This window comes from Catonella sp. (genome assembly GCF_052173895.1).
GTDB lineage: Bacteria > Bacillota > Clostridia > Lachnospirales > Lachnospiraceae > Catonella.
Genome location: NZ_JBQMXS010000057.1, coordinates 1 through 8,790 on the forward strand (window position 1 = coordinate 1; position 8,790 = coordinate 8,790).

Annotated in this window: 5 protein-coding genes and 6 tRNA genes; 1 reads left to right on the forward strand and 10 read right to left on the reverse strand. The window is 37.3% G+C overall.

What is annotated here, in order from left to right; translation table 11 throughout:
- The first annotated feature begins 225 nt into the window (after nucleotides 1-225).
- Entirely contained in the window at nucleotides 226-795 is a 570-nt protein-coding gene (locus ACTTG8_RS09080) for a restriction endonuclease (protein ID WP_442561800.1), read from the forward strand.
- A 63-nt stretch (nucleotides 796-858) separates the two neighbouring features.
- Here ACTTG8_RS09080 and ACTTG8_RS09085 read toward each other — a convergent pair whose 3' ends face one another.
- The 10 genes from ACTTG8_RS09085 to ACTTG8_RS09130 form a co-directional block, all read right to left on the reverse strand.
- A complete protein-coding gene (locus tag ACTTG8_RS09085) occupies nucleotides 859-2,532 on the reverse strand; it encodes a formate--tetrahydrofolate ligase (protein WP_442561801.1) in 1,674 nt (557 codons plus the stop codon).
- 115 nt (nucleotides 2,533-2,647) lie between these two features.
- A complete protein-coding gene (locus ACTTG8_RS09090; RefSeq protein WP_442561802.1) occupies nucleotides 2,648-5,632 on the reverse strand; it encodes a DNA translocase FtsK 4TM domain-containing protein in 2,985 nt (994 codons plus the stop codon).
- 144 nt (nucleotides 5,633-5,776) lie between these two features.
- Nucleotides 5,777-7,120, reverse strand: coding sequence for a phosphoglucosamine mutase (gene glmM / locus ACTTG8_RS09095; protein WP_442561803.1), 1,344 nt, complete (start codon nucleotides 7,118-7,120; stop codon nucleotides 5,777-5,779).
- A 12-nt stretch (nucleotides 7,121-7,132) separates the two neighbouring features.
- Nucleotides 7,133-7,996 carry a YitT family protein gene (locus ACTTG8_RS09100; RefSeq protein WP_442561804.1) on the reverse strand — a complete coding sequence of 288 codons (864 nt, stop codon included), beginning with the start codon at nucleotides 7,994-7,996 and terminating at the stop codon, nucleotides 7,133-7,135.
- Between the two features lie 110 nt (nucleotides 7,997-8,106).
- Nucleotides 8,107-8,188: transfer RNA gene (locus ACTTG8_RS09105), tRNA-Leu, on the reverse strand.
- 1 nt (nucleotide 8,189) lies between these two features.
- Nucleotides 8,190-8,264 (reverse strand) — tRNA-Gln (locus tag ACTTG8_RS09110).
- Nucleotides 8,265-8,298: 34 nt separating this feature from the next.
- Nucleotides 8,299-8,372: transfer RNA gene (locus ACTTG8_RS09115), tRNA-His, on the reverse strand.
- A 25-nt stretch (nucleotides 8,373-8,397) separates the two neighbouring features.
- Nucleotides 8,398-8,471 (reverse strand) — tRNA-Arg (locus ACTTG8_RS09120).
- Between the two features lie 30 nt (nucleotides 8,472-8,501).
- Nucleotides 8,502-8,572 (reverse strand) — tRNA-Gly (locus tag ACTTG8_RS09125).
- A gap of 46 nt (nucleotides 8,573-8,618) precedes the next feature.
- Nucleotides 8,619-8,693 (reverse strand) — tRNA-Pro (locus ACTTG8_RS09130).
- Nucleotides 8,694-8,790 lie beyond the last annotated feature (97 nt).

The following is an 8,790-nucleotide window of genomic DNA, read 5'->3' on the forward strand; positions in this document are numbered from 1 at the left end:
AGAAGAAAAAGAAGAAAGTGAAAGGCGTGGGGAAAAACGTGGCAAAAAAGAAGGTGCTAATGAAGAGAAAATCAGAATAGCTAAGGATATGAAGAAAAAAAGTTTGCCTTTTAGCTTGATTGCAGAAATTACCGGCATTTCTGAGAAGAAGATTATGGCTCTGTAACTGTAACTTACCATACACAACTGGCTTATCATTATATTATTTATAAGAGGTACATAAAAATGAACGATAATAAACCTACATTTAAATTTGAAATTGCATTTTTCCTTTTTGCTGCTATATTGTTGGCTTTAATCGGAATCAGATTTGGAGGTCTTACTCCCTTAAATATAGGTATCTGTGTAGTACTTCTCATCCTTGCTCCCATCCTCACCAAGATACTGGGAAAAAAATATGGTACTGAGGCTGCTGTACAAAATAAAATGGAGAAAATAGATGCTATTTCAGAAGAAGATCTCACAGCACGCATCAAGGCTCTCTATACTGGAAGAGGCTTTGCACTTGAACATTACGAGTCGGAATTTCCTGGCAGTCACTATGTCTGCGTACGGGAAGGCACCAGAAATGGAGAGGCTTTCTCTGAAAGGGGTGCAGTCCTTGTAATATGTACGGATAAGATTATTCATATAGAAGATTTTGACAATTTCCGACTTGAAATGAAACAGCGTGGATGTACACAGGGAATGATAATTACAACTTCCAGATTTTCTCCCGAAGTTATAGATGCTGCCAAAGATGCTTTAATTACACTTTGGAATAGGGAAAGCCTTAGAGATAATCTAAATATTTAACATTTTTAAAATTAAAACTCCCTCTGAATTTATAAATTTCAGAGGGATATTTTATTTTGTTTATTAAAACAAACCTACGATATCTCCGTTATCATCTACATCTATACCAAATGCCGCAGGAGTCTTTGGAAGTCCTGGCATTGTCATAATATTACCTGTCAAAACAACTACAAAACCTGCTCCAGCTGATACATAAACCTCTCTTACACCCACCCTAAAACCTTCAGGTCTTCCAAGAAGACTCGCATTATCAGAAAGAGAGTACTGCGTCTTTGCCATACATACCGGAAGTCTACCAAAACCCAACTCCTCAATCCTCTTAATTGTCTTCTCGGCAGATGGAGCAAAATCTACTCCCTCTGCACCATAAATTTCAGTACAAATTGTTGCTATCTTTTCCTTAATTGACAATTCATCTCTATAAATAGGTTCATATTTCGATTCTTTAGTTTCAATTACAGAAATTACTTTCTTAGCCAGCTCTTCACCGCCAAGTCCTCCCTTTTCCCAAACTTCTGCAAGTTCAAACTCACATCCCCTATCTTCACAGAAGTTCTTTACAAACTCAAGTTCTGCCTCTGTATCTGAAATAAATTTATTGAGAGTAACCACAACCGGAATTCCAAATTTTTGTATATTTTCAATATGCTTTTCAAGGTTAACTATACCCTTTTTAAGAGCCTCTATATTCTCACTTCCAAGTTCCTTCTTATCTACACCACCGTTATACTTAAGAGCCCTTATTGTCGCCACGAGGACAACTGCTGCCGGCTTTAGTCCGGCCATACGGCATTTAATATCAAGGAACTTCTCTGCTCCGAGGTCTGCTCCAAATCCTGCCTCTGTAACTACATAATCTGCAAGTTTAAGTGCTGTTTTGGTCGCCCTTACAGAGTTGCACCCATGTGCTATATTGGCAAATGGACCACCATGTACTATCGCAGGGCTGTTTTCAAGAGTCTGAATGAGATTAGGCTTAATAGCATCCTTAAGGAGAGCTGCCATAGAGCCAACAGCATTCAATTCACCTGCTGTAACAGGTCTTCCTTCAAAATTATAAGCTACTACAATTTTTGCAAGCCTTTCTTTAAGATCTTTCATATCATTTGCAAGACACAGCACCGCCATAATTTCAGATGCCACCGTAATTACAAAATGATCCTCTCTAACAATTCCATCAACTGCTGCCCCAAGTCCAACTACAACATTTCTAAGTACCCTGTCATTCATATCGAGGCAGCGTTTCCATACTATCTGATTTGTATCTATTCCAAGTTCATTTCCCTGTTTAATATGGTTATCAAGAAGAGCTGCAAGCAGATTGTTTGCAGAAGTAATAGCATGAAAATCTCCGGTAAAATGAAGATTTAAATCTTCCATCGGTACTACCTGCGCATAGCCTCCTCCTGCTGCCCCGCCTTTTACACCAAAGCAAGGTCCAAGTGAAGGCTCTCTTAAAGCAATTACCGCCTTCTTTCCAAGCCTGTTAAATGCCTCTCCAAGTCCTACTGTAACCGTAGTCTTACCCTCACCTGCAGGTGTCGGATTAATCGCTGTGACAAGTATCAACTTTCCATCTTCATTCTCCTTAATCCTGTCCCAGAGTTCATCCGAGAGCTTTGCTTTGTACTTACCATATAATTCCAGCTCATCAGATGTTATCCCTAGCTTTTCCGCTACTTCTCCAATCGGTTTCATTACCGCTTCTTTTGCAATTTCAATATCTGTTTTAAACATACCTTACCCCCTAAAACTTATTTTTAACACTGCTACTAATTAATTTTACTTATAAATATTCCTTATATCTTCATAATACCTAATAAACCCCTGCTATGTCAATCCTAATTATTTTTTAATTACTATGCCTTGCATTTACAAATTCCTCAAACTCTTCCTTGCTCATAATTATCTTTCTTGGCTTTGTTCCTTCATCCTCTCCAACAACTCCCGCTTCTGCAAGCTGATCCATAATCCTTGCAGCCCTGTTAAAGCCTACTTTATATACTCTCTGAAACATTCCTATTGTAGCTTTATCTTTACCAATAACATATCTTCCTGCCTCATCAAAATACTCATCATAATCATCTTTTGTTTCTGATGATTGATTAACCGCTTTACTGCTTTCTGCCTGTACTGTATTTATCTGTTCTGTAATGTCCGAACCCTTGTGTGAAGAATCATTATTAGAAATAATAAATTCCACTACATCCGATACTTCAGAGTCTGAAATAAATGCTCCCTGTACCCTCACAGGCTTTGGATAACCTGATGGGAAAAACAGCATATCTCCCTTTCCAAGCAATTTTTCTGCTCCGGCTCCATCTAATATTGTCCTTGAATCTACCTGGGAAGATACTGCAAATGCAACTCTTGATGGCACATTTGCTTTTATAAGACCTGTAATTACATTTACACTCGGTCTTTGCGTAGCTATAACAAGATGAATACCCGCTGCTCTTGCCAGCTGCGCCAAACGGCAGATAGCTTCTTCTACTTCTTTTGAGGAAACCATCATAAGGTCTGCAAGCTCGTCCACAATTATTACAATCTGAGGCATCCATTCCAGTGCATCTTTACCAACCTTTTTGTTAAAGCCCTTTATTTCTCTTACTCCTTTTTCTGCAAACAAATTATAACGCCTGTTCATTTCAGCTACTGCCCAGTTTAGAGCTGCTGCCGCCTTTTTCGGATCAGTTACTACCGGCAACATAAGATGTGGTATACCATTGTATACTGAAAGTTCCACAACCTTAGGATCAACCATAATTAGTTTCACTTCACTTGGTTTAGCCTTATAAAGTATACTCATAATCAATGTATTTATACATACCGATTTACCTGAGCCAGTTGCACCGGCTATAAGAAGATGTGGCATCTTTGCTATATCTGAAATCATAGTTTGTCCACCTATATCTTTTCCAACGGCAAATGCAAGTTTGGACTGGTGTTCATCAAAGGCTTTATTTTCAATCAAATCCCTAAAATATACCATCAAGTTCTTCTTATTAGGCACTTCTATTCCCACTGCTGCCTTACCCGGAATTGGTGCTTCTATACGAATATCAGCAGCTGCAAGATTAAGTTTTATATCATCTGTAAGTGCTGTTATCTTACTTACCTTGACGCCCTGTTCAGGTTGGAGTTCGTACCTCGTTACAGATGGACCACAGCTTACATCAGTAACCTTAACATTTACACCAAATGCTGCTAAGGTTTCTTGAAGTTTTCTTGCTGTATCATGTAGTTCCTCATCACTTATTCCCTCTTCATCTCCCTTTGCCTTATTTAGCAGATGCTTAGGCGGGAAGATATAAGGCTTAGGTGGTTTCGGCATTTCTTTAGGTTTCTCAACCTCAATATCAGGTAAAGTATTTTTCTCTTGTACGCTTACAATGTCTTTCATCTTTTCTTCAGATATATCACTGCTTCCAAACTCTGATTCAAGAGCCTTATTTCCTGTTATAGTCTTTTTCTCAAGCAACATCTCTTTCTCAAGCTCAAGGATGGACTTTCTAGGCTCTACTTCTTCTTTTTGTTCAACCTCATCCTCCTCACTCATATTTTCAACACTTTCTTCAATACCTTCTTTATTACATTCTTCTGCCACATCTTCATCAAAGATTTCATTCTCCTCATCAAGCAAGTCTTCATATTCCTCTATGTCATCTTCAACTGACATTATATCTATATTGTTTTTCTCTTCATAATCCGACATTTCAGGCTGCCAAAAGTTTTCTTTTATAGGTTCATCCTCAGGGACTTTCTCTTCTAACTTCTCTTGAATAAATAAATCCTCTTTATCTTCTTCAAAATCCTCTTCATTTCCAAACTTATTTTCTATTTCTTTTAAATAAAAAGGCTCTTCCTCATTCTTCTCTTCTATCCCATCATCTATTTTATCATCTATTTTGCCCTCTACTATATCTTCTATTTTATCTTCACCTGCCCTATGTATCAGAAACGAAAGATTTTCTTTCTCAGGCTTGCTTATCTCCTTTAACTCTACCTCTTTACCTATCTCCTTAATTGGTTCTATTTTTTCTATTTTTTCTTTATCATTATTATCTTCTAATTTTTTCTCAGGTTTAACAAATTCCTTTTCCTGTTTCACTTCATCAGAAAAATTCCTCTCTTCCCTAAGTTTATCCCTCTCAGCTTTTTTTATTTCTCTTAGCTCTTTTCTTCTCGCTATTCTCTCTTCTGCCCTCGCCCTCGCATCTAGCACAACTTCTTCAGTATAATCGACTATTACTTCTTTAGTTTCAGTTACCCTAGCTTTAACTGCATTAGTTATCAGCTTACCTGTTAAATAAATAACAATTATAATTACAGTTGCTATAAGTACTAAATAGGCACCAGCCTGTGCAAGTCCCAAGTTCAATATCTTAGCTATTGCCCCTCCGATAAACCCTCCTCCATTTTTATTTTCAGAAGACATAGTATATAACGCTCCCCAAGAGATTTCCCTTAAATCTCCATAAGAAATAAGCTCCACTATGCCTCCGAGTGCAATAAATAACCCTGTTGCAGCAATTACTTTATTAACAATCCTTTTATTAGCTGCAGTAGCAATTATAAATAGTGAAACTACAAAAAAATATATAGGAAATATCCAAGTAAACAGCCCTATAATTCCAAATAAAAACTTATTAATAAAACTCCCTACTGGTCCTGCCAAATTAAAATTTGATAATAACAACAGCACTGATATTACAAAACTCAATATAAAAATCAATTCAGCTCTGTTTTCTTCAAAAAAACCTTTATTTGTATCCTTTACTTTTCTAATTTCCCTATTAGTTTTCTTACCGGACTTTCTTTTATTTCTTCCAGCCATTTCTACCTCTCTATTTAAAAATAAGAAACAGTTATTACCACTTGTGGCATAACTGTTTCAATGATATATCAAATTTAATATTTTTTCAATGGTAGGCTTAATTTATCTATCGACATTTACAACTATTCATTAAAGATATAATGATTAATATATATAACCTTCTGCTTTTATAACATCTACTATCTTATCTACCATCTCTCTACATTTCTCATCTGTTTCAGCCTCTACCATAACTCTAATAAGTGGCTCTGTACCACTCTTTCTTAAAAGTACCCTTCCATTTCCATTAAGTTCCTCTTCTGCCTCATCCTTAGCCTTAAGTACCCTATCATCTTTCATAACCAGTTCTTTATCTGCCACCTTAAGATTTACAAGGAGCTGAGGATAAACCTTAAATCCTTCTGCTAATTCTGATATTTTACGCTTACTGTCAATCATAGCATCCATAAGTTTTAGCGAAGTAAGAACTCCATCTCCTGTTGTAGCATACTTACTAAAAATTATATGTCCTGACTGCTCTCCACCCAAAGAATAGTCATTTGCAACCATATTTTCACTTACATACTTATCTCCTACATCAGTCTTCTCATATCCTATGCCAAGCTCCTCAAACGCTTTATAAAGCCCCAAATTTGACATCACTGTAGTCACTACCTTATTGCTGTTTAGTTCTCCTTTATTCTTAAGATAATTTCCACAAATATAAAGTATGGCATCTCCATCTATAAGTTTTCCATTTTCATCTACTGCCAAACACCTGTCCGCATCACCATCATAAGCAAAACCTATATCCAGTTTGTTTTCCTTTACAAATGACTGGAGTTTTTCTATATGTGTTGAACCACAATCAGTATTTATATTTACTCCATCAGGCTCAGCATTTATAACAAAGGTTTTAGCTCCCAAGGCATTGAATACGGCAGTAGCTATTTGATGTGCAGAGCCATTCGCACAATCAATTCCAACCTTGACATCCTTAAATGACTTTGTAGGGAGAGAAATAAGATAGCCTAAGTATCTATTCCTACCAAGTACATAGTCCACCGTTCTCCCTATCTTCTCTCCGGTTGCGAGCGGAATATCATCTACTTCTTTATCAAGATATTCCTCTATTAAATTTTCAACCTCCGCCTCAAGTTTATATCCGTTGCCATTTATAATTTTAATCCCATTATCATAAAAAGGATTGTGACTTGCAGAAATCATAATTCCACAGTCAAACTCTTCAGTTCTTGCCACATAAGACACACTAGGTGTGCTTGTTACATGTAAAAGATAGGCATCAGCTCCACTTGCAGTAAGCCCTGCCGCAAGTGCATATTCAAACATATAGCTAGATCTCCTTGTATCCTTTCCTATAACAATCTTAGCTTTATGCTTTTTTCCATAATAATATCCCAAAAATCTTCCTACCTTGAACGCATGATTAACCGTCAGCCCAACATTTGCCTCTCCTCTAAATCCATCTGTTCCAAAATATTTTCCCATTAATGCTCTCCTTTATGCCCTCATAAATCCTTTACCTACAATTTCACTTGTACTTGTAATTATAATAAAGGCTGTCGGTTCTGTTTCCCTAAGAAAGTTTCTAAGCAGGATTGCCTGTCTTCTATTAACAACAGTAAGAACCATAAACTTATGCTGTCCTGTATATGCACCCTTTGCGTCCACAACCGTTGCAGATCGCTTTAATTCTTTTCCTATAAACTCTATAATAGGTTCAGCGTCATTGCAGACGATATTTATATACTTACATAAATTAATATTTTCTATAACATTATCTATAACCAGCGCCTTAACTCCAAGACCAAGCATTGACATAAGACCTGTCTTCACTCCATATATCGGAAACGTAAGTGCTGCCAATATACAGTCAGCTGACATAAGTGCTGCCCCTATATTCATTGATGTGTACTTTTTAAGTAGCACTGCAAGTATGTCCGTTCCTCCTGACGATGCCCCTATATTAAATAATATTGCACTTCCTACTGCAGGCAAAAATATTGCATATACAAGTTCCATAATTGTTTCATTTGTAACAGGGCCTTTTAATGGAGTTATATATTCCAAACCTTGCAACGAAAAAGACATCAGAAGTGAACAATACACTGTTTTTAATCCAAACTCTTTGCCTAGAAAAATAAATCCTATTATTAATAGTAGAATATTAAAGATAACAACAATATTTCCCTTAGTTAGCCACCCCACAGTATATTTAGACAAAATAACTGCTATACCCGTAGCTCCCCCAAAAGAAAAATTATTGGTAAACTTAAAATAGTATATTCCAAGCACCATAATTTCAATACCTACTGTCATCCAAAAAAATTCTTTCAGGCTAAACTTTTTCATCAACTCTTTCATCGCCGTTCTCCTATTAGCAATAGAATTTCCAAAGCATAATTATTTTTAACTTCTTATTATACAAAAAGACTGAACTTTATGCAAGATGCAAAAAGTTCAGTCTTTTTATCTGCGGATAACAGGAGTTGAACCTGCACGGGGGTTCCCACCAGAACCTAAATCTGGCGCGTCTGCCAATTCCGCCATATCCGCATGGCTGGGCTAGTCGGATTCGAACCGTCGATGCGGGAGTCAAAGTCCCGTGCCTTAACCGCTTGGCTATAGCCCAAAAAATACAAAGACTTCCGCCTTTGTATCCAAAGGGCAGGTAGAGGGACTCGAACCCTCGGTATCCAGAACCACAATCTGGCGCGTTAACCAACTACACTATACCTGCCATACATTTATTCGACCAGCTTAAGTGTACCGAAAGGGATTCGAACCCCCGACACACGGCTTAGAAGGCCGTTGCTCTATCCAACTGAGCTATCGGTACAAACCCACTCTGACTATTAGTCAAAATGAAAGCGGGTGATGGGAATCGAACCCACGTATCCAGCTTGGAAGGCTGGTGTTCTACCATTGAACCACACCCGCAAGAAATAATTATTTAATTATGCTCTCTACAAAACTTAGAAACAAGTCGGGGTGACAGGATTCGAACCTGCGACCCCTTGATCCCAAATCAAGTACTCTAGCCAAACTGAGCCACACCCCGAAGTTTTCTTAAGTGTTTTGCAATCAAGCAAGGAGTATTATACAATAGTTAACTCACTATGTCAACACTTTTTTGATATTTTTATTGTTTTTCTTTA

What these genes read in the sequence shown, in the direction of transcription:
- ACTTG8_RS09080 (WP_442561800.1), top strand. Translation starts at nt 226, where the DNA reads ATGAACGATAATAAACCTACATTTAAATTTGAAATTGCATTTTTCCTT.
- ACTTG8_RS09085 (WP_442561801.1), bottom strand. Translation starts at nt 2,532, where the DNA reads ATGTTTAAAACAGATATTGAAATTGCAAAAGAAGCGGTAATGAAACCG.
- ACTTG8_RS09090 (WP_442561802.1), bottom strand. Translation starts at nt 5,632, where the DNA reads ATGGCTGGAAGAAATAAAAGAAAGTCCGGTAAGAAAACTAATAGGGAA.
- glmM (WP_442561803.1), bottom strand. Translation starts at nt 7,120, where the DNA reads ATGGGAAAATATTTTGGAACAGATGGATTTAGAGGAGAGGCAAATGTT.
- ACTTG8_RS09100 (WP_442561804.1), bottom strand. Translation starts at nt 7,996, where the DNA reads ATGAAAGAGTTGATGAAAAAGTTTAGCCTGAAAGAATTTTTTTGGATG.